We start from the raw sequence: 21,818 nt of genomic DNA on the forward strand, positions 1-21,818 counted from the left end.
TGATTATCTAACATTTTGATACCCTATGTTTTTTGTAATGGTTAGAAAATTAGATTTGTATAACTCCTTATGAACATTAATTGTGTGTTATAATTAGAACTAAGATAGGATGGTAAAATTATGAAAAAAGTTAGGTGTTAATTATAAAGGAGAGAAATTAGAGTGAAAAAAATTATTAGTATAACTGCGATGTTTATCACTTTTGTTACTATTTTTTTATCAAAAGAATCTGGAATAATAGAAGCTAATGAAATTTTAAAAAATATAATTTTGTTAGCTGTTTTTGTGATAACATTAATTTGTTTATATTGGAGTGTATTTAGTTATATAATTCGAATTAATTATGCTAGATTAGCACTGATTGTATTTTATATATTATATATACATAATATTTCTGATAGTAAAGATAAGATAGTAATTGGATATATCACATTAGCATTTTTAGTTTTTGGATTAATTCATGCTTTAATTAAGATGTTGTTTTTAAAGAAAAAAAGACAGTCGACTAATATTATTAGAAATATTTATATAGAATTATCAAATTATAATATTCTCATATCAATTACTCTTATAGCTCAATTTATACAGGACTATGTTTTTATAAAGTTGTATAAGAATTTTTATATAGACTTTTTTGAAATACTTGTAATTATAGTTGTATATAATTTATTAATTAATATTTGTCCATGTAATTGTGATTAAATGAAAATTAATCATTAAAGAGGTGATATTTACTTGAGTAAAATAAAATTAGCTATGTTTATAACAATAGCATTTTATATGTTAGCAAGTTATAGGCTTTATATATTTGCAGTAGAAAATAATTTAAACCCACTTATTAAATCATCTATATCAACTGCATTGTTTTGGTTGTGTCTATATGGGTTTTATAAATATAGCAGTAGAATATTATGAAGTTTATAGATAGAGATAAAAGTATTTATTTTGGAGGAGTTAGAGAAATGTATTATATATTAGTAAAAAACTCTAATTCGGTAGGGTCAGTAGTGTATGAATTAAATGATTCTAAAGAAGTAGATATGCTAGACGATTTTTTAAATTATAAATTAGAAGGTAAAGATAAGCAAGTTGTATTATTATCTAATTTAGACATGTTGAAAGAATATGAACCTTTTAATATAGTAAATACTGCTGGAGAATTTATTGATAAAGCTATTTTAAATTAGTTTTAAATAAAAAAGAAAGTAGATGTATTCTTAATAATGATATGCTTGGGAAATAGAGCCTGTTATTCTATAATTAAAAATCATCTAAATTTCATATAGATATTTATTGAAATTTAGATGATTTTTTGAAATTTAAAAAGAAAAGGAGCTACCTTTTCAAATGATTTACCAAATCATTTTGAGACAGCCCCTATTTATAGAACTAAATCAACTAACGGTGGGAAGAACCATATCTATAGTATCATTTATACCACCCCTCATTGAGCAACTAGAATGTTAATTATTTGATTATGTAAACTGATATAATAACCACAGGATAAATGCGCTTTTAGAGTACCTAACCCATGTAGAATTATAGATTGATGATGTCCGACAAAAAGTGTCCTAAAAAGTGTTGACAATCAAATATTTTATAGCATTTTTTAAATTGTATTATTCATTAGCCCATTTTTTGTATCCATAAATGGATTGAAATAAGTATATTGAAAATAAAAACATTGATGAATAAATTTCTTTATTTATATAAAATATAATCCAAAGAGCATTAACAACAATCCAAAGTATATAACCTTCTTTCTTTTTATTAATTACAAGGTGACCTCCAACTAAACTACCTATTACTAATATCCAAGACAGTGTATTAAAAAATATATTCATAAGCACTAATATCTACTTTTTAGTATAGTTCTAAATAATTTTTTTACGTTATCAAATGTATTTAGAGAATCTAAATCTTCGAAACAAATCCATCTCAAATTATTTTTATTGTTAAATTGCAAATTATTATTCTTTAATTTGCATAGATAAAAGAAATCTATATGATAATGAGTACCTGATTTATCAGTTATTGGTTCTAACAATGTGCAATAAGGGTTGTTAAGAACTTGAACTTTTGGAGTTTCAATTTTGTAATTAGCATTATTTATAATGATAATTTCTGAATCTATTTCTTCTAAACATTCCCTAATTAATGCTTCTTCAGGAGTTTCATTTTTTTCTATGTGTCCTCCTGGCGGTAACCACACTTGCAATTTGTCATGCCATATAGTAAGTATTTTATTATTTCTTAAAATTATTCCTGTTGCAGTAAAATGTTTTCTATTCATAAAGACTAAACTCCCTTACAGATTTACTTTATAAATTACTATAAGACATATTAAGACAGTTTTCAAGAATTTTAGTTCGCATTTTGGGTCAAAAACCGACTTCCAAACAAATGATTTGTTTGGATATATAAGTTTTGAAAATACAATTCATGGAAATTTAAGTGTGAGTCAGGCAGTTAGAGAGGGGATTTCTTTTGAATTAAAGTGAGTGAAAGTGGAAAATTAAGTAATTAAAACTGAAAAATCACAAAATATCAAAAAAATATTTGTTTATGTATTATAACTTACATTAAAAAATATTTTCAATATCGATTATAAAGGGTATATTGTTTTATATTTGCATGAATTATTTTTTATTACCTGTAGATATACATTCGTGGATAGTAACAATCATTTTAATATTACTGTATAAATCTTACTAAGTATTTTACATTCTAATATATAACCTTGTTATGGTATTTTCAAGATTTTGATTAATGATATAAATAAAAATATGTATTTGATTGTATATATGAAAACCACTTGCTATGCGGGCAATGTCATAAAGTTTAAATGTAAATTTATAACACTTAAACTTTATGATATTACGCGTTAGCGAGTAGACGAATTTTTTTAGTGAGTTTAATAAATATGTTCTAAAATCAATCCCCTATAAATATACATTAATGTATCACTTTAAGGACAAGAATTATTTGATAAGGGGGATAAAAATTTATGAGATTTGATTTATTAAAAGAACATATTATGTTAAAGCAAATGTATGAAGAATTTGCTAAAAATGAGGTCAAGCCTTTGGCTAGTGAAATAGATGAACAAGAGAGATTTCCTATTGAAACTGTAGAAAAAATGAGAGAAGCAGGGTTTATGGGTATACCTTTTAGTAGTGAATATGATGGTGAAGATGGAGATAATTTAGGTTACATACTTGCAGTTGAAGAATTATCTAAATACTGTGCAACTACAGGTGTTATATTGTCTGCGCATACCTCACTTTGTGCGGCTCCTATAAATGAATTTGGAACAAATGAACAAAAAGAAAAATATTTAAAGCTTTTAGCAAGTGGAGAAAAATTAGGAGCATTTGGTCTTACAGAGCCTAATGCTGGTACGGATGCATCGTCGCAACAGACAACAGCAGTTCTTGATGGAGATTATTATATACTTAATGGTTCAAAAATATTTATAACTAATGCAGGATATGCAGATATTTATGTAGTTATGGCTATGACAGATAAGTCAAAAGGAACTAAGGGGATAACTGCTTTTATACTTGAGAAGGATACTCTTGGATTTAAGGTAGGACCTAAAGAAAAAAAATTAGGAATTAAAGGATCGTCAACATGCGAGCTTATATTTGAGGATTGTAAAATACCTAAAGAAAATCTTTTGGGAAAAGAAGGAAAAGGTTTTAAAATAGCTATGAAGACTCTTGATGGAGGAAGAATTGGAATAGCAGCACAGGCACTTGGCATAGCACAAGGTGCTCTTAATACTACGATTGATTATGTAAAAGAGAGAAAGCAGTTTTCAAGACCAATAGCTAGTTTTCAAAATACACAGTTTCAATTAGCTGATATGGGAACTAAAATAGAGGCAGCTAGAATGTTAGTGTATAAAGCTGCTTGGAATAAGGATATGGGCTTATCTTATTCTAAAGAAGCTGCTATGGCAAAATTATATGCATCTGAAGTAGCTATGGATGTTACTACTAGATGTGTTCAATTGCATGGAGGATACGGATATACAAGAGAGTATGATATAGAGAGAATGATGAGAGATGCTAAGATAACGGAAATATATGAGGGAACATCAGAAGTTCAAAGAATGGTAATAGCAGCTAATTTGTTAAAATAAGGGGGAGAAATCTATGAATATAGTAGTTTGTATTAAGCAAGTTCCAGATACCACTGAAGTTAAAATAAACCCTAAAACTGGAACCTTAATAAGAGATGGAGTAAAGAGTATAATAAATCCTGATGATAAAAGTGGGCTAGAAACAGCTCTTAGAATAAAAGAAGAAATAGGTGCTAATATAACGGTTATATCTATGGGACCTAAGCAGGCAGAAGCAGCTTTGAGAGAGGCAATTGCTATGGGAGCTGATAGAGCTATACTTTTAAGTGATAAAAAATTTGCAGGAGCTGATACTCTAGCAACATCATCTACACTTGCAGGAGCTATTAAAAAACTTGATTACGATATTATAATAACTGGAAGACAGGCTATAGATGGGGATACTGCCCAAGTTGGAGTTCAAATAGCAGAGCATTTAGACATACCATCTGTTAGCTATGTTGAAGATTTAAATATTAGTGATGATAGTTTAATACTAAAAAGAATGTTTGAAGATAGACACTACAAAGTTAAGCTTAAAACTCCGTGTTTAATAACTACTTTAAAAGAGATAAATGAGCCTAGATATATGAGAATTAAGAGAATATATAAAACTTTTGATGATAGTAAACTAGAAATGTGGACTTTAGATGATATAAATGTAGATGAGCATAACATAGGACTTAGTGGATCTCCTACAAAAGTTAAAAAGTCATTTACAAAAGGAGCAAAAGCTACTGGAGTAAAATATGAAGTAACACCTAAAGAAGCTGCAAGTATTATATTAGATAAGTTAAAAGAAAAATATATTATATAAAAGGGGTGGTAATGTGAAGAATATAAAACACGAGGGTGTACTTGTATACATAGAACAAAGAGAATCTGAAATTCAGAATGTATCACTTGAACTTTTAGGTAAGGGAAGAGAACTTGCAGATAAATTAAATGTAAAATTAAGTGCTGCTGTAATAGGAAATGGTATCAACAATGCAGAAGATTTAATACACTTGGGAGCGGATAAAGTAATAATAGTAGATGATGAAAAATTTGAACATTATATAACAAAGACTTATGCTAAAGCACTTACATCTATTATAGAAACTGAAAATCCTGAAATAGTATTAATAGGAGCAACATCAATAGGAAGAGATATAGCTCCAAGAATATCTGCAAGAATAAAAACTGGACTTACAGCTGATTGTACGTCATTAGATATTGATGAAGAAGATAAGACTTTATTGATGACAAGACCAGCCTTTGGTGGAAATATAATGGCTACAATAACATGTAGTGAACATACACCTCAAATGGCTACAGTAAGACCTGGAGTTATGAAGAAATTTATGAAGGATGAATCTAGAAAAGGTAAAATAGAAAATCATAGTGTAGATATAAATGAAAATGATATTGATGTTGAGGTATTAGAAGTAGTTAAAGAACAGAGTAAGAAAATAAATATAGAAGATGCAAAGGTACTTGTATCTGGAGGTCGTGGTGTAGGAAATAAGGAAAACTTATCTATTTTAAATGATCTTGCAGATATATTAAAAGGAGAAGTATCAGGATCACGTGCTGTAATAGATGAAGGATGGCTTAAAAAGGATAGACAAGTGGGTCAAACAGGGAAGACTGTAAGACCTGATGTGTATTTTGCCTGTGGAATATCAGGTGCTATTCAGCATGTAGCTGGTATGGAGGATTCGGATTTTATTATAGCTATTAATAAAAATAAAGAGGCTGCTATATTTGATGTAGCTGATTTAGGAATAGTATGTGATGTTAATAAAGTTATACCTTGTTTAATAGAAGAGATAAAATTTCATAAACTTTAACTACTAAGAAGCAGGTGAATTCTTACAAAGAATTACCTGCTTCTTTTAAACTCCATAATGAATCATCCACTTATTTTTTTTGATTGCATCAGATATTTTTTCAATTAACATTTCAAACTCTTTTGAATTATATTTAGCATTTACTTCAAGAATAATATTTAAAAAATGATTGAGTGATGTTGGTGGTATTAAAGTTATCCCATAATGATCTAATGATTTAAAAGGTCTATTAGTATTCTGTACAAACGTATCTAACTCTTCTATTTTATATTTAAAGTTGGAATCATATATTTCACATAATAAATCATCCTCAACATAAGTACAATTATATTTTTTAGGATTATACTCAAACTCTGTATATTCTTCTAAGCAATCTATTATTCCAAAATCATGTCCACAAGCCATTGACATTACCTCCTTTAATATTTTGTAAAAATATTTTCTTTTCCTATAAAACCGTATTTACCATTAATTTTTACTTTAGCTAATCCTTTTAAAAAGGAATGTGCATCATCATAAATAATAGGAATAACTAATTCACCTTTTCTATTTATAAAACCATGTTTATCATCTACATTTACTACAGCTAATCCTTCTGAAAAATCAGATATATGATCATAAATAGTAGGAATGACTAATTCGCCTTTTTTATCTATAAAACCTAACTTCAACTTATGAATATCGACTACTTTAGCCAATCCTTCTGAAAAGTGACCTCCACAAATAAAATCAGTAGTTAGTATTAGCTTGTTTGTTTTATCTACATATTTGAGTGTATTATTATGAACTATTCCAAATAATCCTTCTGAAAAATCAGATATATGTGTACAAATAGCAGGGATAACAAACTCACCTGATTTATCTATAATACCGCATCTACCATTCATAAATACTTTGCATAACCCTTTTTCGAAGATACCTGTAGCATCAAAAATAGCAGGAATAGCTAATTCACCTGTTTTATCTATAAAACCAAATTTATCATTGATGTGTACACTAGCTAGTCCTTCTGAAAAACGCTCAGCATGATTATAAATAAAAGGACTAATTAACTTGCCGGTTTTATCTAGAAAGCCCCATTTACCGTTAATACTTACATTGGTGAATCCTTCTGAATAGGATTGTGCATCATCATAAATAATAGGAGTAACTAACTTACCTGTTTTATTTATAAAACCAAATGTATCATTAATTTCAACAAGTGCTAATTCATCATAAAAATCATACGCATCATCATAAATAGCAGGAATAACTAAGTTACCTTTTCTATCTATAGAACCGTACTTATTATTTATTTTTACACTAGCTAATCCGTCATGAAAACTAAATGCATTATCATAAATATTAGGAATGACTAAGTCACCTTTTTGATTTATAAATCCCCATTTATTATTTATTTTTACTGTAGCTAATTTTTCTGAAAAATCATGTGCATAATCATAAATAATAGGAATAACTAACTTACCTTTTTTGTCTATAAAACCGTACTTATTATTTATTTTTACTTTAGCTAATCCTTCTGAAAAATCATGTATATCATCATAAACAGCAGGTATAGATAATCTATAATTAATATTAGATTCATTATTATTCTTTTGAATCATATAATCACTTGCCTTTCAGTTGTATTTCAAAATATTTCTAAGGTTAACTAAATTCGCCTGTAAATATAGTATATAATATTTTATCCTTTTAACAAAATATTTTGCTATAATGAATTAGGTAATAAATGATAAGGGGGAAGTATTTATGAGAAAACTTGGAAAAACTGATTTGAATATAAAAAGAGTAGGCTTTGGAGGATTGCCTATTCAAAGAGTATCTCAAGAAGAGTGTGACAAAATAATAGACGAGATTATAAAGCATGATGTGAACTTTATAGATACAGCAAGGGGATATACTATAAGTGAAGAATATATAGGGAATAGTATAAAAGATAAAAACTATAAATTTATAATAGCTACAAAATCTATGAATAGAGATTATAAAGGAATGAAAAAAGACATAGATATAAGCCTTAATAATTTAAAGTGTGAGAAAATAGATTTATATCAAATGCATAATGTTAAAATGGAGGAATATGATTCTTTATTTGAAGAAAATATGGCTTATAAGGCTTTATTAGAAGTTAAAGAAGAAGGAAAAATAAAGCATATAGGAATAACAAGTCATAACGTAGATGTTATAAAAAAGGCTATAGAGGATGAAAAATTTGATACAATACAAATACCTTATAATATGGTTGAAACTCAAGGAGAAGAAGTGTTAAAGCTTGCTAATGATAAGAATATAGGAACTATAATAATGAAGCCGCTTGCAGGTGGAGCATTAACTGATGCAAAGCTTGCACTTAAGTATATATTATCAAAAGAATATATAGATGTTGTTATACCTGGAATGGATAAGGTTGAACAAATAGAAGAAAATGTATCTATATTAAAAGATGAAATTAAATTAACTGAGGATGAAATAGACTGTATAAATAAAATAAAAAAAGAATTAGGAAATAGTTTTTGTAGAAGATGTGAGTATTGTATGCCTTGTGTTGAAAATATAAATATACCTCTTCAATTTTTATTAGAGGGATATTATACTAGATATGATTTAAAAGAATGGTCTACAAATAGATATAAGAGCTTAGAAAAAAAAGCATCTGATTGTATAGAATGTGGAGCTTGTGAAGAAAAATGTCCATATGATTTAAATATTAGAGAAATGTTAAAAAATGCGGCTAAAGTATTAAGTTAATAGAAGTTGCTATTTGAATTAAGATTCACCTTTGGGGGAAATATATATTTGAAAAAATATATATAGAGGTGAGATAGTTGAATGGTTTTTTTGCTAGTTTAATAACAGGAACTTGTACAGGAGTGGGAGCAATTCCTATATTATTTATAAAAGAATTAAATGAGAGAACAGAGGATATACTTCTTGGTTTTGCAGCAGGGATAATGGTATTTGCTGGGGCTTATAGTCTTATATATCCTTGTATTGAACAAGGGCATAATATACAGGCTGTAATTGGAATACTTTTAGGATCTTTTTTTATGTATTATTTAGAGAAGAAGATTCCAGAGGATAAGGTTAAAGGAAATTTTATGTTTCTTATAGCTAATATAATACATAATATACCAGAAGGATTTGTTATAGGAGCTGGATATGAGGCAGAAGGAGAAAATACTGGAATACTCTTTGCAATAGCTATAGCTATACAAAACATACCAGAAGGCTTGATTATGGGTAATATATTAAAAAATACCTTACATTCAAAGTATAAGGCTATATTATATACACTTTTGATAGGAATAGCAGAACCTTTAGCTGCTGGAATAGGTATTTTAACACTTCAATATATAAAGGCTTTAATACCTTTTTCTATGGCATTTGCAGGAGGGTCTATACTTTATGTTGTATCTAATGAAATGATTCCTAAGTGCCATTGTAGAGGAAATGAAAAAAAGGCTACTTTTGGATTTATATTAGGGTTTGTGGTTATGGTTATTATGAGAGGGGTAATATAAGCAAGAAATCTTTGCTATAAAGATTTCTTGCTTATACTATAACTAACATCATATTCCGATGCTTTATAAAGCTCTATTTCAACTCTTGGATTTTCCTTGTCTATAAAGTCAAATAATAAAACTGGCTTTAATTGTCTATCATTTTTTATTATTCCACTCTTTTCTATACCATCACAAATACTCTTGGGGTAATTATGCAGATCCCCCATTTTTCTATTAGGAAAATAAAGTTTTAAAACTGTAATTACATTCCCTTCAAGAGGCTCCATTTGATATTGTTGGTTTATATATCCTGCTATCATATTTTCGTAAGCTATATACCTTGAATGTTTTCCTTGCTTTGGCATCCAAGATTGACCATGTACATTGTGAAGCTTAAAGTTGGATTTGCTTATAGGTCTTCCTGGTATAACAACTTTTATCATTTAAATCACCTCTTAAAGTATTGTATAATGTTATATGAAGAATAGTCAAATTAAATTATTTGAAAGGAAGACCTTAATGAAGCAAAATATAAAAAACTATTGTAGGGAATTAAATATAGATTATGTAGGTATAGCAGGAATAGGACCTTATTATGAATTAGAAAAAATATTAAAAGATAAAATTGATAAAGGATACTATACGGGGCTTGAGGAAGATGATATACAAAAAAGGATAGATCCAAGACTTACAATGGAAAATGTAGAGTCTGTTATTGTTTGTTTATTTCCGTATTTCTCGGGAAATGTAGAAAATACAAATATATCAAAATACACACATAGTCTAGATTATCATATATTAGTAAAGGAAAAGCTAGAAAAACTATCAAAGATGATAAAAAAAGAGATTGATGAATTTGAATACAAGATATTTGTAGATAATGGACCATTAGTAGATAGATATTTGGCTCAAATATCTGGACTTGGATATTTTGGTATAAATAACAATATAATAAATGATGAATATGGTTCATACGTATTTATTGGATATATAATGACTAATATTAAATTAGAAAAGGATGATATATTAGATAAAACTTGTATAAATTGTGGAGAATGTATTAGAAAATGTCCTGGGGAAGCTTTACTTGGAAATTTTGAGATGGATCCTAAAAAATGCTTATCTTTTATAACTCAAAAGAAAGACGAATTAAATAATGAAGAAAAAAATTTATTAAAGAATAATCCTACTGTTTTTGGGTGCGATATATGTCAAGATGTATGTCCTCATAATAAAAAAATAAATATTACCGGAATAAATGAATTTAAGGAAAAGTTGATATATAATATAGATTACGATGAAATAAATACTATATCAAATAAAGAATTCAAAAGAAGATATAGAGATAGGGCATTTAGCTGGAGAGGTAGAAAACTTATACTTAGGAATTTAGATATAATAAAATAAATGGGTCATATAATACTTGTTATGAATAAAGTATTATATGACTTTTTTATTTGGTAAAAAGTTCATAATATCAGTTATAAAGTGAAACTTAATTCAGATGGAGTTTTTAATCCAACTGAATTTCTAGTTGAACTAATCCAGAAGCTGTAGGATTCTTATCTTCAGCCTTAAATAAAGAGGATAGAGTTTTAGAATTCTTAGCTTTCGGATAAAGTGAAATTTTTCTCTAAACAAATAATGTGTTAAAACATACTATGTATTAATACGGGAGGGGGTATAGTATGAAATACAAAACAACAGCTGATATTGAACCTTTAAAGGAAATGCTTGGTCAAGAAAATGCTATAGAAGCTATGGAATTTGGTCTGAAAATAGATGATGTAGGATATAACTTATATATAAGTGGGGAGACTGGAACTGGAAGAACCTCATATGTATTGAAAAAGTTAAGAGAATATGAAAAAAATAATACTAATCAAAAGGATTGGTGTTACGTATATAATTTTGAAGAACCAAGAGAACCAATAGCACTAGACTTTGAAATTGGTAAAGGTAAATTATTTAAAAGAGATATGGAAAATCTTATAGATGATTTATATACAGAACTGCAAAGAGCTTTTGAAAGTGAAGAATTCGAGATAGAGAAAAATAAAATATTAGACGAATATGAGATGAAAAAAGAAATTTATATAAAAAAGATGAAAGAGTATGGAGCAGAAAGGGGATTTAAGCTAAAAAATACTAAATACGGAATGGTATTTGTGCCAAAGGATGAAGAAACTGATACGACATCAGATGAATTTATAAAGCTAAAAAGAGAAATGGAGAGTATAACCATAAAAGTTATATCAAAGATAAAAGAATTAGAGGTAATAGCAAAAGAAGATTTATTAGAGTTAGAAGAAAAAATGGGAATATATATAATAAAACCCCATATAGAAAATTTAATTAAAGAATATGGAGAAAACTATAAGGTAAAAAAATACTTAGCTCATTTGAGTGATGATTTGTTAGAAAATATGTATATATTTTATTTAGATGAAGAAGAATTAAAAAATATAAATGAAAAAGAATACTTAATGAAGTACAAGGTTAATTTATTTATAGATAATGTAGCAAATTCAAATGTAGATAAGGCTCCATCGGTAGTTGAATTAAATCCAACATATTTAAATTTATTTGGTAAGGCTGAGTATGAAAGTGTAAATGGAGCTATAAGAACTGATTTTTCAAAGCTAGTTCCAGGAGCGTTTCATAAGGCTAATGGAGGGTATTTAATATTATATGTAGATCAAGTATTAAGAAATCCTAATTGTTGGGATATGATTAAAATATGTCTTCAAACTAAAAAAGTAAAAATAGAAACTCTAACAGGTTTAAAACCAGAGCCAATACCTGTAAATGTCAAGATAATACTAATAGGAAGTCAGTACCTGTATAATGTACTTTATATGTATGATGAAGACTTCAACAAATATTTCAAAGTAATGGTAGACTTTGACAGTGAAATGAATAGAGATAGTAATAATGAAATTGGAGTTGCTAAATTTATATCATCTTATTGTAGCAAGAATAATTTAAAGCATTTCACATATGATGCAGTTCAAGTAGTATTAAAATATAGTTCAAGACTTGTTGAAAGCAATAAAAAATTATCAACTAGATTCAATAAAATAGCAGAAATATTGATAGAATCAAATTTATTTGCAAAAATGAGAAATTCAGAATTTGTAGATGATATAGATGTTAAAAAAGCTATACACGAGAAGTGGAATAGAGTAAGTAAGATAGAGAAAAAAATAGACGGCATGTATGAATCAAATCAGCTTCTTATAAGTGTTGATAAGGAAAAAGTAGGAGTTATAAATGGTTTGTCTGTTCTTAATATGGGAGAATATTCATTTGGAAGACCTGTAGTAATAAGTGTTACAACAAGTCCTGGTAATAAGGGGATAATAAATATAGAAAGAGAAGCTAAGCTTAGTGGAAAGATACATGATAAAGGTGTGCTAATACTTAGCGGATATCTACTTGAAAATTTTTCAAAAGAAAAGCCGGTTTCTATTACAGCTAATATATGTTTTGAACAAAGTTACAGTGGTGTAGATGGAGACAGTGCATCAGGTGCAGAATTGTATGCATTACTATCTTCGCTGAGCGAAGTTCCTTTAAAACAAAATATAGCTGTTACAGGATCAATTAATCAAAAAGGGGATGTTCAGGTAGTCGGAGGAGTTACGCAAAAAATAGAAGGATTTTACAGTATATGTAAGCAAAAGGGGCTAAGTGGAAAACAAGGGGTCATAATACCTAAATATAATTTAGAAAATATAGTTCTAAGAGATGAAGTTCAAGAGAGTATAGACAAAGGAGAATTCCATATATATCCTATAACTAGAATAGAAGAGGCTATGGAAATATTAACAAATAAGCCTTTTTCTGAAATATATGATAAAATAATAGAAAGGATAACTAAATTTTATGAAATATCAAGATAGCTTTAGGCTATCTTGATATTTAATCGATATTTATTAGGAGGGGAAAATGCAGACAGATAAAATATTAGATATACTAGAACATGATTATCCAGATGCAGAGTGTGAACTTGATTATAACACTCCATTTGAGCTTTTAATAGCAACAATACTATCAGCTCAATGTACAGATGTTAGAGTTAATAAGGTTACAAAAAATTTATTTAAAAAGTATAATAAAAGTGAAGAATTTGCTTTATTAAAAGAGGAAGAGCTACAAGAAATAATAAAAAGTTGTGGGTTATATAAAAGTAAGGCAAAAAAGATAATAGATTCATCAAAAATGATAGTAAATAAGTACAATGGTAATGTACCCAATGATTTAGAAAAACTTACCCAATTACCGGGTGTTGGTAGAAAAACAGCAAATGTTGTTTTAAGCAATGCTTTTGATATTCCTGCTATGGCAGTAGATACTCATGTATTTAGAGTTAGCAATAGAATTGGACTTGTGAACTGCAAGACTCCAGAAGCAACAGAAATAGAATTAATGAGAGTAATACCCAAGTGTAGATGGACAAAAGCTCATCATCTACTTATATTTCATGGAAGAAGGACATGCAAGGCTAGAAAGCCGGATTGTAATAATTGTTCTATAAATAAATATTGTAGCTATTATAATGATATTAATATTTAGAAGATAATTTAATATATGGGAGGAAGTTTAATTGAAAAAGAATATAATTTTAATTTCAGGATCTATTTTAATAGTATTCTTAGCAGGTATTATTTTATGGAGTCATTCTCTTAAAAATGATGATAAGATATATGAAAATGTATCTATAAATGATGTTTATGTAGGAGGATTATCAAAAGAAGAAGCTAGAAGTTTATTAAGTTCAACTTATAATAAAAAATCTATAAAGCTTATACATAATAATCAGGCTTTTGATTTGAATTTTAATGATATAGGATTAAATTTTAAGACTGAACAAGCTATTGAATTAGCGTATGAGGTTGGAAGAAATAAAAACTTTATATATAATATGAAGACTTTAATCGATATTAAAAGAAATCATCAAATAACTGTAACACTTAAAATGGAGTATGATGACCAAAAGCTTGATGATGGTTTAAATAAAATAGCTAATAAAATAGATAAAGAACCACAAAATGCCAAAATAGATATAAAAAATCATGTTATAAATATAACACCAGAAACTAATGGTTATATAATAGATAAAGAAAAATTAAAAGAAACTTTACTTCATAATATACAAAATAATAACTATTCAGATATAAGTATATCAGGAAAAGAAATACATGCTCAGGTAACTAAAGAATATTTATCTAAAATAAATACTTTGTTAGGAGAATTTTCAACAAAATTTAATGCAGGAAATTATAACAGAAGTTACAATCTTAAGCTTGCAGCTCAAAAAGTCAATGGAGTCTTATTAAATCCAGGAGAAGAATTTTCATTTAACGATACTACAGGTAAAAGAGGTATAGCTCAAGGTTTTAAGATGGCTCCGATTATAGTACAAGGACAGCTACAAGAGGGGGTAGCTGGTGGAGTATGTCAGGTATCATCTACATTATACAATGCAGCTCTTTATTCTGGACTTACTATAACAGATAGAAGAAATCATACAATACCATCATCTTATGTAACAAAGGGAAGAGATGCAACTCTAGTGTTTGGAAGCACAGATTTTAAATTTAAGAATTATTATAAAAATCCTATATATATAGAAAATATAATTGTTTCAAATATGGTGATATCAAGAGTTTATGGAAATTCAAGTGATAAAAGAAATATAGGTATAACTACTACTGTTACAAAGAAAATACCAAGACAAGTTGAGGTTAAAGAAGACCCGAATTTAGCATTAGGAAAAGAACGAATAGATGATAAAGGAAGGGATGGTTATAAGGTAGATACATATAGAATCTACTATGAAAATGGAAAGGTAGCAAAAAAAGAACTTATATCTAAGAGTTACTACCCTCCGAGAAAAAAAGTTGTATATAAAGGTGCCAAGAAGATAAGTCAAACTAATAATACACAAGATGTAAAAGAGGAAGAGTCTATTCCAACTAATAATGTGGATACTCAAATAGATACAAATCCAGGTGATGTAAACCAAAGTCAAAATACAGATAATACAAATCAAAATACAGAAGAGATAGATCAAAATACTGACGATAATTTAGATGATTTGATATTTGACTAAAAAATAGGATTTTATAATTAAACATGCTTTGACGATATAGACTATAGGTAGTAGAATAGACCTATAGTCTATTTTTAAGAAGAGGTGGAATTAATTGGATAGAGAATTATATGACAAAAAAGTAAAGTGCCCTATATGTAAAAATGAGTTCACTACAAAAAAAGTAAAGAGTTCTGCTCTTAGAATAGATAAAAGAGACACCGATTTGTATGTTCATTATAAAACTGTAAATCCATACTTCTATTCAGTATGGGTATGTTCTAAATGTGGATATGCGGCTTTGGAGAGTAAATTTAATAGTATAAAGAAGTATCACCATTCTTTAATAAAAGAAAATATAACAAGCATTTGGAATCCAAAAGATTACGGAAATAAAAGAAATGTAATCGAGGCTATACAAACTCATAAATTGGCTATACATGAAGGAAATATACTTAATTGGGAGAACTCTTATATAGGAGGATTAGCCCTTAGATTATCTTGGTTGTATAAATTAAAAGGGGAGAAGGAGCTTGAAATTAAATTTCAGAAATATGCATTGACTATATTCGCTGATTGTTTTTCAAAAGAAACATTTCCTATGGCAGGAATTGACTCTGCAACTATGTCATATTTAATAGGTGAATTGAACAGAAAATTTCAAAACTATGAAGAGTCTTTAAAATGGTTTCAAGCAGCTTTAAAGGACCCTAATATAAAAAGAAAGAGACTTTTAGAAAATATGGTTAGAAATCAATGGTCTACTGCTATAGAGGAACATAAAAAATTTAAACAATTAAATAGCGAAGATGAAAAATGCGGTGAAGAATCTGATAATGAAAGCAATAATATTGAAGAAAATGAAAAAAAACAAGAGGAGAGAACAGAGATTGAGCAAAATAGTGATGGTAACAGGGGGCGCAAGGTCAGGAAAAAGTTCTTTTTCAGAGGAGCTTTGTAAAGTAGAATCAAAAGAAGTAGCTTATATAGCTACTTCTATAGCTTTTGACGATGGAATGAAGGATAGAATAAAAAAACATAAAGAATCAAGACCACAATATTGGAATACGTATGAAGCATACAAAGATATACATAATATAATAGATGATATAGAAAAAAAACATGATACTGTTTTATTGGATTGTGTAACATTACTTGTAAATAATCTTATGTTTGATTTTGATGTAGATTGGGATAATATATCAAGAAAAAAAATTGATGTCATAGAATATTATATAAATGAGCAAATTGAAAAATTAATAGACTCAATAAAAAATACGGATTTATATTTTGTATTTGTAACAAATGAGTTAGGAATGGGAATAGTTCCTGAGAACAGATTGTCTAGAATATATAGGGATATAGCAGGAAGAATTAATCAAAAGATAGCTACATTAAGTGATGAGGTATATTTAGTTGTAAGCTCTATACCTGTAAAGGTTAAGGGGTAAAACTATGAACAGATTTTTAGGTATATTAACATTTTTGACTAGAATACCTGTTAAAGCCAATATAGAATTTGATGAAAATTTTAATAAAGGCATGATATATTTTCCTACAGTTGGACTTATATTAGGTATATTATATTTTTTAGTTACATATATTAGTACAGAATTATTTGATTCGTATATAGGAAGTATAATATTTGTGCTTTGTGGAGTTATATTGACTGGAGGACTTCATTTAGATGGTGTTGGAGATACATTTGATGGGATTTATAGCTATAGAGATAAGGAAAGAATATTAGAGATTATGAAGGACTCAAGGCTTGGAACTAATGGGCTTTTGGCTATATTGTTTCTAGTGCTTTTAAAAATAGGGTTTATATATAAATCTTTAGATATGAATATGTATTATACAACAATATTGATGCCTATATATGGAAGGTTATCTATAGCTTTTGCCTCGTATAAAAGCAAAAGTCCTAGAAAAAATGGTATGGGAAATGTATTTATAGGTAAAATAAATAAAAAACAAATAGCTATATGCTGTATTTTTACTATACTATATATTTTATTATTAAATATGTTTTTTGATTTTGGATTAAAACTAATGATTTATAATATAATATTTATGATTGTATTGTGGATTTTAATTAGAATTTACACTAAGTATATAACTAACATAATAGGTGGAATAACAGGAGATATATTAGGTTGCATTTGTGAACTTACAGAGTTAATATATTTGCTGTTTATTTGTTTGGGGGTATATATTTGATAAAATTTATATTCATAAGACATGGATTAACATTAGATAATGAAAGCATGAAGCTTTCTGGGTTTATAGACAGTAAATTAAGTGATACAGGTAAGAATCAAGTAAAGAAAACTAGTATAAGGCTAAAAGATGAAAAAATAGACTTGATATACTCAAGCCCTCTAAAGCGAGCGATAAATACTGCTAAAGAGATATCTAAAACAAATAATATAGATATAAATATTTGTGACGAATTTAAAGAAATGAACTTTGGTGATTTTGAAGGGTTAACGTTTAAAGAGATAGAGTATAACCATAAAGAAGAATATGAAAGATTAAAAAATGAATCTTTTAAATATAACTTTCCAAATGGGGAAAATATGATAGGATTTCACGACAGGATAGCTAAAAAAATAGATGATATAATTAAAACTCAAGATGATAAAACTGTATTAATAGTATCACATGCTGGAGTTATAAGAGCTTGCTTATCCCACCTTATAAATAAAGATCATGCATTTCACTGGAATTTTAAAATAGATAATTGTAGTATGACTATAGTTGAGGTTGTTGATAATTTTTCAGTTATACACAATTTAAATAATACTGAACATTTGAGGTGATAAAAATGAAATATAAATTAATAGTAACGGATATGGATGGAACACTCTTAAGTGACCATAAAGAAATTCCTAAAGAGAACAAGGAAGCTTTAAAAAAAGCAAAAAAAATTGGAATTAAGGTGGCAATAGCTACAGGAAGAATATATACATCTGCTAGATATTATTCAAACTTACTAGAACTAGATACTCCTATAATAGCTTGTAATGGAGCTATTATAAGAGAAGAGAAAACTAACAATACATTATATGAAAATACCATACATCAAGATGACTGTAAGAAAGTAGCTAATATATGTGAAAAATTTGGTATGTACTATCATTTTTATAATGATAGTGGATTTTATTGTAAAGAACTTAAATATTCATCTCTTAAATACTCTAAATGGAATGAAACTCAAACAGAAGAGAATAGATTGAATATACAGATAATGGATGATCCTATAGAATATATAGAAAATACGGATAATATATTAAAATTTGTAGTAATTGATGATGATTTAGATAAATTAAATAAAGTAAAAAATGAACTTAAAAAGATAGATAATATAGAGGTTAGCAAATCATGGCATAATAATATAGAGGTTATGAATAAAGGTGTAAGTAAAGGGGAAGCAGTTAAAAAACTTGCAGAGTATTTTGGAGTAAAGCAAGAAGAAATAATAACATTTGGAGACAATTTTAATGATCTGAGTATGATAGAATATGCTGGAATGGGAGTAGCTATGGGAAATTCTGAAGATAAGGTAAAGAAACAGGCTAATTTCATAACAGATTCTAATGATAGAGGTGGAGTAGCTAAAGCCTTAAATGAACTATTGGATATATAATATTGAAGAAGGTTGTGAACGTATTGAAAAAAGAAATTGTATCTATAATTGGGTGTAAAGAATATAATTATAGTTTAGTAAAAAAATCAATAGAACAATCCTTTGAAAATTTAGGAGGAATAGATAAATATATAAATAAAGATGATACGATTTTATTAAAATTAAACCTTTTAATGAAGAAAAAGCCAGAAGATGCAACTACTACACATCCTATATTTGCAAAAGCATTAGCACAAACTATTATAGAATACGGAGCTAAAGTTATCATAGGAGATAGCCCTGGAGGTCCTTTTAATGTTAATTTATTAAAAGGAGTATACAAGGCGTGTGGAATAGAAGAAATAGCAAAGGATGTAGGAGCAAAACTAAATTATAACACAAATTCAGTAGAAATTAAGAATGAAAATGGATTAATATTGAAAAAAATAACTGCTATTGAAGTTTTAAATGAAGTGGATAAGGTTATATCGGTTTCAAAATTAAAGACACATGGAATGATGATGTTCACAGGAGCAGTTAAAAATATGTTTGGAGTAGTTGCAGGTCTTGAAAAAGCAGAGTATCATGTTAGAATGCCAGAAAATGTTGATTTTTCAAATGCTTTGGTTGATATATGTATGGCATCTAAGCCTATATTATCTTTTATGGATGGTATAGTTGGGATGCAAGGAGAAGGTCCTAGTGCAGGAGATGCAAGAGATATAGGAGTTGTTATAGCATCTACAAGCCCATATCATCTAGACGTAGTAGCAACTAATATTATTGGATTAAAGCCTGTTAAAGTTCCTACTATTCAAAGGTGTGTAGAAAGAAATCTATGCCTTGGAACCTTTGAAGATATAGAATTAAAAGGAGATAATATAGAAAATTTTAGAATAGATGATTTTATAATTCCTGAGATAAGAAGCTTAGACTTATTAGATGGAAAATTACCAAAATTCTTAAGAGAAATACTAAATAATCTTTTACAGCCAAAACCCATATTCATACATGACAAATGTGTAGGATGTAGAGATTGTGCAAATAATTGTCCTCCTAAGGTTATAGAAATGATAGATAACAGACCTATAGTGGATTTAGATGGTTGTATAAGATGTTTTTGCTGCCAAGAATTATGTCCTGTGGAAGCTGTTGATATAAAAAGGCCGTTATTAATGAAACTATTAGCAAAGCTATAGAGTTGTTTTAAGGAAAAAATTAATATATAATTATTCTGAATTAAGTTTCACTTTACAAAGTGGAACTTAATTTAGAATTAATATTAATATTGAGAATAGGAGAGTACGTATGTCAATAAATATAGTTTTAGTAGAGCCTGAAATACCTCAAAATACAGGAAATATAATAAGAACATGTGCTGCAACTGGAGCAAAACTACATTTAGTAAGACCTCTTGGTTTTTCTATGGATAATAAATATCTAAAAAGAGCAGGACTTGATTATTGGGATTTAGCAGATGTTCAATATTACGATAATTTTGACGAACTTAAAGATAAAAATAAGAATGCAAAGTTTTTTTATGCAACGACAAAAACTAATCAAAATCATAGTGATGTAAAATATGAAAAAGGTTGTTTTATAGTATTTGGAAAAGAAACTAAAGGACTTCCTGTAGCGTTGTTGGATGACAATAAAGAAACGTGTATAAGAGTACCAATGAGAAATATAGAAAGAGCTAGATCATTAAATCTATCTAATTCTGTTGCTATAGTTGCATATGAAGCATTAAGACAAATTGGTTATCCAGACATGAGATAGGAGGGGGAATATGGTAAAAATAGTTACAGATAGTGTATCTGATTTACCTAAAGAGTACATTGAAAAATATGATATAAAAGTTATGAATCTAAATATTATATTTGGAGAAAACACATACAAGGATAGAGTAGATATAACTCCTAATGAAGTATTTGAGAGAATAAAAAACAATAATGAATTTCCTAAAACCAGTCAAATAACTCCTTTTGAATTTATAGAAACATTTGATGAAATAACTAAAAATTCCAATGAAGTATTAGCGATTTTAATGTCTTCTAAAATGAGTGGAACATATAATTCGGCTGTTATTGCAAAAAATGAACTTTCTGATAGAAAAATAGAAGTTATGGATTCAAGAGGAATAACTTTAGGGTATGGTCTAATAGTAATACAAGCTGCTAAAATGGCTAAAGAGGGAAAGTCACTTGATGAAATAAAGACAAGAATACAACGAATGATAGCTAATATGGAGTATTTAATAGTATTTGATACATTAGAATATGCATATAAGGGTGGAAGGATAAGCAAAAGTCAGTACATTTTAGCTAACTTTTTAAATATAAAGCCTATAACTACAATGAAAGATGGAGAGTTAGTAGTAAAAGGTAAAGTCAGAGGAAGAAAAAAAGCTATAAAGTGGTTAACTGATTACATAAAAAGCAATAATATAGATATTAGTGATAAGGTTATAGGCATTAATCATGCAAATGATGTTGATTATATGGAAAAGTTAAAAACGGATATAATTAATGAATTCAATCCAAAACAAATAATAGTTTCTGATGTAGGTTGTACTATAGCATCATATTCAGGACTAAATGCTGTAGCTATTTACTTTGAAAGGGAGGCGTAA

General features: G+C 27.9%; 25 protein-coding genes. 20 read left to right on the top strand and 5 right to left on the bottom strand.

What is annotated here, in order from left to right:
• The first annotated feature begins 162 nt into the window (after nucleotides 1–162).
• From N4A48_RS08275 to N4A48_RS08285, 3 genes are read left to right on the top strand one after another with little or no spacing between them, the layout of a single operon-like run.
• Entirely contained in the window at nucleotides 163–702 is a 540-nt protein-coding gene (locus tag N4A48_RS08275) for a hypothetical protein (RefSeq protein WP_293665414.1), read from the top strand.
• Between the two features lie 33 nt (nucleotides 703–735).
• Nucleotides 736–915, top strand: a complete 180-nt coding sequence (locus N4A48_RS08280) for a hypothetical protein (RefSeq protein ID WP_293665415.1) — start codon at nucleotides 736–738, stop codon at nucleotides 913–915.
• Nucleotides 912–1,187: a DUF6718 family protein gene (locus N4A48_RS08285; protein WP_293665416.1), complete on the top strand. Its 276-nt coding sequence runs from the start codon at nucleotides 912–914 to the stop codon at nucleotides 1,185–1,187. Before N4A48_RS08280 ends, N4A48_RS08285 begins: the two co-directional genes overlap by 4 nt.
• Before the next feature lie 432 nt (nucleotides 1,188–1,619).
• Here N4A48_RS08285 and N4A48_RS08290 read toward each other — a convergent pair whose 3' ends face one another.
• The gene (locus N4A48_RS08290; protein WP_293665417.1) at nucleotides 1,620–1,844 is read right to left on the bottom strand and encodes a nicotinamide mononucleotide transporter; all 225 of its coding nucleotides are present in this window, start codon (nucleotides 1,842–1,844) and stop codon (nucleotides 1,620–1,622) included.
• Between the two features lie 5 nt (nucleotides 1,845–1,849).
• Nucleotides 1,850–2,293, bottom strand: coding sequence for an NUDIX domain-containing protein (locus tag N4A48_RS08295; RefSeq protein WP_293665418.1), 444 nt, complete (start codon nucleotides 2,291–2,293; stop codon nucleotides 1,850–1,852).
• A gap of 714 nt (nucleotides 2,294–3,007) precedes the next feature.
• On the opposite strand from N4A48_RS08295, the gene N4A48_RS08300 reads away from it, so the two are divergent.
• From N4A48_RS08300 to N4A48_RS08310, 3 genes are read left to right on the top strand one after another with little or no spacing between them, the layout of a single operon-like run.
• Nucleotides 3,008–4,147 (top strand): acyl-CoA dehydrogenase, encoded by a 1,140-nt coding sequence (locus tag N4A48_RS08300; protein WP_293665419.1) that lies wholly within the window; start codon nucleotides 3,008–3,010, stop codon nucleotides 4,145–4,147.
• 13 nt (nucleotides 4,148–4,160) lie between these two features.
• A complete protein-coding gene (locus N4A48_RS08305; RefSeq protein ID WP_293665420.1) occupies nucleotides 4,161–4,943 on the top strand; it encodes an electron transfer flavoprotein subunit beta/FixA family protein in 783 nt (260 codons plus the stop codon).
• 13 nt (nucleotides 4,944–4,956) lie between these two features.
• A complete protein-coding gene (locus N4A48_RS08310) occupies nucleotides 4,957–5,958 on the top strand; it encodes an electron transfer flavoprotein subunit alpha/FixB family protein (RefSeq protein ID WP_293665421.1) in 1,002 nt (333 codons plus the stop codon).
• A gap of 45 nt (nucleotides 5,959–6,003) precedes the next feature.
• Here N4A48_RS08310 and N4A48_RS08315 read toward each other — a convergent pair whose 3' ends face one another.
• Both N4A48_RS08315 and N4A48_RS08320 read right to left on the bottom strand, forming a co-directional pair.
• Nucleotides 6,004–6,363 (bottom strand): hypothetical protein, encoded by a 360-nt coding sequence (locus tag N4A48_RS08315; RefSeq protein ID WP_293665423.1) that lies wholly within the window; start codon nucleotides 6,361–6,363, stop codon nucleotides 6,004–6,006.
• A gap of 14 nt (nucleotides 6,364–6,377) precedes the next feature.
• The gene (locus N4A48_RS08320) at nucleotides 6,378–7,562 is read right to left on the bottom strand and encodes a WG repeat-containing protein (protein WP_293665424.1); all 1,185 of its coding nucleotides are present in this window, start codon (nucleotides 7,560–7,562) and stop codon (nucleotides 6,378–6,380) included.
• Nucleotides 7,563–7,707: 145 nt separating this feature from the next.
• Between N4A48_RS08320 and N4A48_RS08325 the strand changes: the two genes are divergently transcribed.
• Together N4A48_RS08325 and N4A48_RS08330 are read left to right on the top strand one after the other, a co-directional pair.
• Complete coding sequence (locus N4A48_RS08325) at nucleotides 7,708–8,706, top strand: aldo/keto reductase (RefSeq protein ID WP_293665425.1); 999 nt, start codon at nucleotides 7,708–7,710, stop codon at nucleotides 8,704–8,706.
• A gap of 77 nt (nucleotides 8,707–8,783) precedes the next feature.
• Entirely contained in the window at nucleotides 8,784–9,479 is a 696-nt protein-coding gene (locus tag N4A48_RS08330; RefSeq protein WP_293665426.1) for a ZIP family metal transporter, read from the top strand.
• Nucleotides 9,480–9,493: 14 nt separating this feature from the next.
• Here N4A48_RS08330 and N4A48_RS08335 read toward each other — a convergent pair whose 3' ends face one another.
• The gene (locus tag N4A48_RS08335; protein WP_293665427.1) at nucleotides 9,494–9,904 is read right to left on the bottom strand and encodes a RusA family crossover junction endodeoxyribonuclease; all 411 of its coding nucleotides are present in this window, start codon (nucleotides 9,902–9,904) and stop codon (nucleotides 9,494–9,496) included.
• Between the two features lie 76 nt (nucleotides 9,905–9,980).
• Here N4A48_RS08335 and queG point away from each other — a divergent pair, with 76 nt between their 5' ends.
• From queG to N4A48_RS08395, 12 genes are all read left to right on the top strand, one after another.
• Nucleotides 9,981–10,868, top strand: a complete 888-nt coding sequence (gene queG / locus N4A48_RS08340; protein WP_293665428.1) for a tRNA epoxyqueuosine(34) reductase QueG — start codon at nucleotides 9,981–9,983, stop codon at nucleotides 10,866–10,868.
• 281 nt (nucleotides 10,869–11,149) lie between these two features.
• Complete coding sequence (locus tag N4A48_RS08345) at nucleotides 11,150–13,366, top strand: Lon protease family protein (protein ID WP_293665429.1); 2,217 nt, start codon at nucleotides 11,150–11,152, stop codon at nucleotides 13,364–13,366.
• A 46-nt stretch (nucleotides 13,367–13,412) separates the two neighbouring features.
• Nucleotides 13,413–14,039: an endonuclease III gene (gene nth / locus N4A48_RS08350; protein ID WP_293665430.1), complete on the top strand. Its 627-nt coding sequence runs from the start codon at nucleotides 13,413–13,415 to the stop codon at nucleotides 14,037–14,039.
• A 31-nt stretch (nucleotides 14,040–14,070) separates the two neighbouring features.
• Nucleotides 14,071–15,579, top strand: a complete 1,509-nt coding sequence (locus tag N4A48_RS08355; RefSeq protein ID WP_293665431.1) for a VanW family protein — start codon at nucleotides 14,071–14,073, stop codon at nucleotides 15,577–15,579.
• Between the two features lie 94 nt (nucleotides 15,580–15,673).
• Entirely contained in the window at nucleotides 15,674–16,519 is an 846-nt protein-coding gene (locus N4A48_RS08360) for a DUF2225 domain-containing protein (protein WP_293665432.1), read from the top strand.
• Complete coding sequence (cobU, locus tag N4A48_RS08365) at nucleotides 16,449–17,009, top strand: bifunctional adenosylcobinamide kinase/adenosylcobinamide-phosphate guanylyltransferase (protein ID WP_293665434.1); 561 nt, start codon at nucleotides 16,449–16,451, stop codon at nucleotides 17,007–17,009. Before N4A48_RS08360 ends, cobU begins: the two co-directional genes overlap by 71 nt.
• Before the next feature lie 4 nt (nucleotides 17,010–17,013).
• Nucleotides 17,014–17,778, top strand: coding sequence for an adenosylcobinamide-GDP ribazoletransferase (cobS, locus tag N4A48_RS08370; protein WP_293665435.1), 765 nt, complete (start codon nucleotides 17,014–17,016; stop codon nucleotides 17,776–17,778).
• Nucleotides 17,775–18,380, top strand: a complete 606-nt coding sequence (locus N4A48_RS08375; protein ID WP_293665436.1) for a histidine phosphatase family protein — start codon at nucleotides 17,775–17,777, stop codon at nucleotides 18,378–18,380. Before cobS ends, N4A48_RS08375 begins: the two co-directional genes overlap by 4 nt.
• A gap of 5 nt (nucleotides 18,381–18,385) precedes the next feature.
• Entirely contained in the window at nucleotides 18,386–19,207 is an 822-nt protein-coding gene (locus N4A48_RS08380; RefSeq protein ID WP_293665437.1) for a Cof-type HAD-IIB family hydrolase, read from the top strand.
• A gap of 14 nt (nucleotides 19,208–19,221) precedes the next feature.
• The gene (locus N4A48_RS08385; protein ID WP_293665498.1) at nucleotides 19,222–20,385 is read left to right on the top strand and encodes a DUF362 domain-containing protein; all 1,164 of its coding nucleotides are present in this window, start codon (nucleotides 19,222–19,224) and stop codon (nucleotides 20,383–20,385) included.
• Between the two features lie 109 nt (nucleotides 20,386–20,494).
• Nucleotides 20,495–20,965, top strand: coding sequence for a tRNA (uridine(34)/cytosine(34)/5-carboxymethylaminomethyluridine(34)-2'-O)-methyltransferase TrmL (gene trmL / locus N4A48_RS08390; protein WP_293665439.1), 471 nt, complete (start codon nucleotides 20,495–20,497; stop codon nucleotides 20,963–20,965).
• A 10-nt stretch (nucleotides 20,966–20,975) separates the two neighbouring features.
• Nucleotides 20,976–21,818: a DegV family protein gene (locus N4A48_RS08395; protein WP_293665440.1), complete on the top strand. Its 843-nt coding sequence runs from the start codon at nucleotides 20,976–20,978 to the stop codon at nucleotides 21,816–21,818.

It is taken from the genome of Tepidibacter sp. (assembly GCF_025210165.1).
In the GTDB taxonomy this organism is placed as follows: Bacteria; Bacillota; Clostridia; order Peptostreptococcales; family Peptostreptococcaceae; genus Tepidibacter_A.

What these genes read in the sequence shown, in the direction of transcription:
- N4A48_RS08290 (WP_293665417.1), bottom strand. Translation starts at nt 1,844, where the DNA reads ATGAATATATTTTTTAATACACTGTCTTGGATATTAGTAATAGGTAGT.
- N4A48_RS08285 (WP_293665416.1), top strand. Translation starts at nt 912, where the DNA reads ATGAAGTTTATAGATAGAGATAAAAGTATTTATTTTGGAGGAGTTAGA.
- N4A48_RS08305 (WP_293665420.1), top strand. Translation starts at nt 4,161, where the DNA reads ATGAATATAGTAGTTTGTATTAAGCAAGTTCCAGATACCACTGAAGTT.
- N4A48_RS08300 (WP_293665419.1), top strand. Translation starts at nt 3,008, where the DNA reads ATGAGATTTGATTTATTAAAAGAACATATTATGTTAAAGCAAATGTAT.
- N4A48_RS08395 (WP_293665440.1), top strand. Translation starts at nt 20,976, where the DNA reads ATGGTAAAAATAGTTACAGATAGTGTATCTGATTTACCTAAAGAGTAC.
- cobS (WP_293665435.1), top strand. Translation starts at nt 17,014, where the DNA reads ATGAACAGATTTTTAGGTATATTAACATTTTTGACTAGAATACCTGTT.
- N4A48_RS08295 (WP_293665418.1), bottom strand. Translation starts at nt 2,293, where the DNA reads ATGAATAGAAAACATTTTACTGCAACAGGAATAATTTTAAGAAATAAT.
- N4A48_RS08325 (WP_293665425.1), top strand. Translation starts at nt 7,708, where the DNA reads ATGAGAAAACTTGGAAAAACTGATTTGAATATAAAAAGAGTAGGCTTT.
- N4A48_RS08315 (WP_293665423.1), bottom strand. Translation starts at nt 6,363, where the DNA reads ATGGCTTGTGGACATGATTTTGGAATAATAGATTGCTTAGAAGAATAT.
- N4A48_RS08380 (WP_293665437.1), top strand. Translation starts at nt 18,386, where the DNA reads ATGAAATATAAATTAATAGTAACGGATATGGATGGAACACTCTTAAGT.
- N4A48_RS08335 (WP_293665427.1), bottom strand. Translation starts at nt 9,904, where the DNA reads ATGATAAAAGTTGTTATACCAGGAAGACCTATAAGCAAATCCAACTTT.
- N4A48_RS08320 (WP_293665424.1), bottom strand. Translation starts at nt 7,562, where the DNA reads ATGATTCAAAAGAATAATAATGAATCTAATATTAATTATAGATTATCT.
- trmL (WP_293665439.1), top strand. Translation starts at nt 20,495, where the DNA reads ATGTCAATAAATATAGTTTTAGTAGAGCCTGAAATACCTCAAAATACA.
- queG (WP_293665428.1), top strand. Translation starts at nt 9,981, where the DNA reads ATGAAGCAAAATATAAAAAACTATTGTAGGGAATTAAATATAGATTAT.
- N4A48_RS08345 (WP_293665429.1), top strand. Translation starts at nt 11,150, where the DNA reads ATGAAATACAAAACAACAGCTGATATTGAACCTTTAAAGGAAATGCTT.
- nth (WP_293665430.1), top strand. Translation starts at nt 13,413, where the DNA reads ATGCAGACAGATAAAATATTAGATATACTAGAACATGATTATCCAGAT.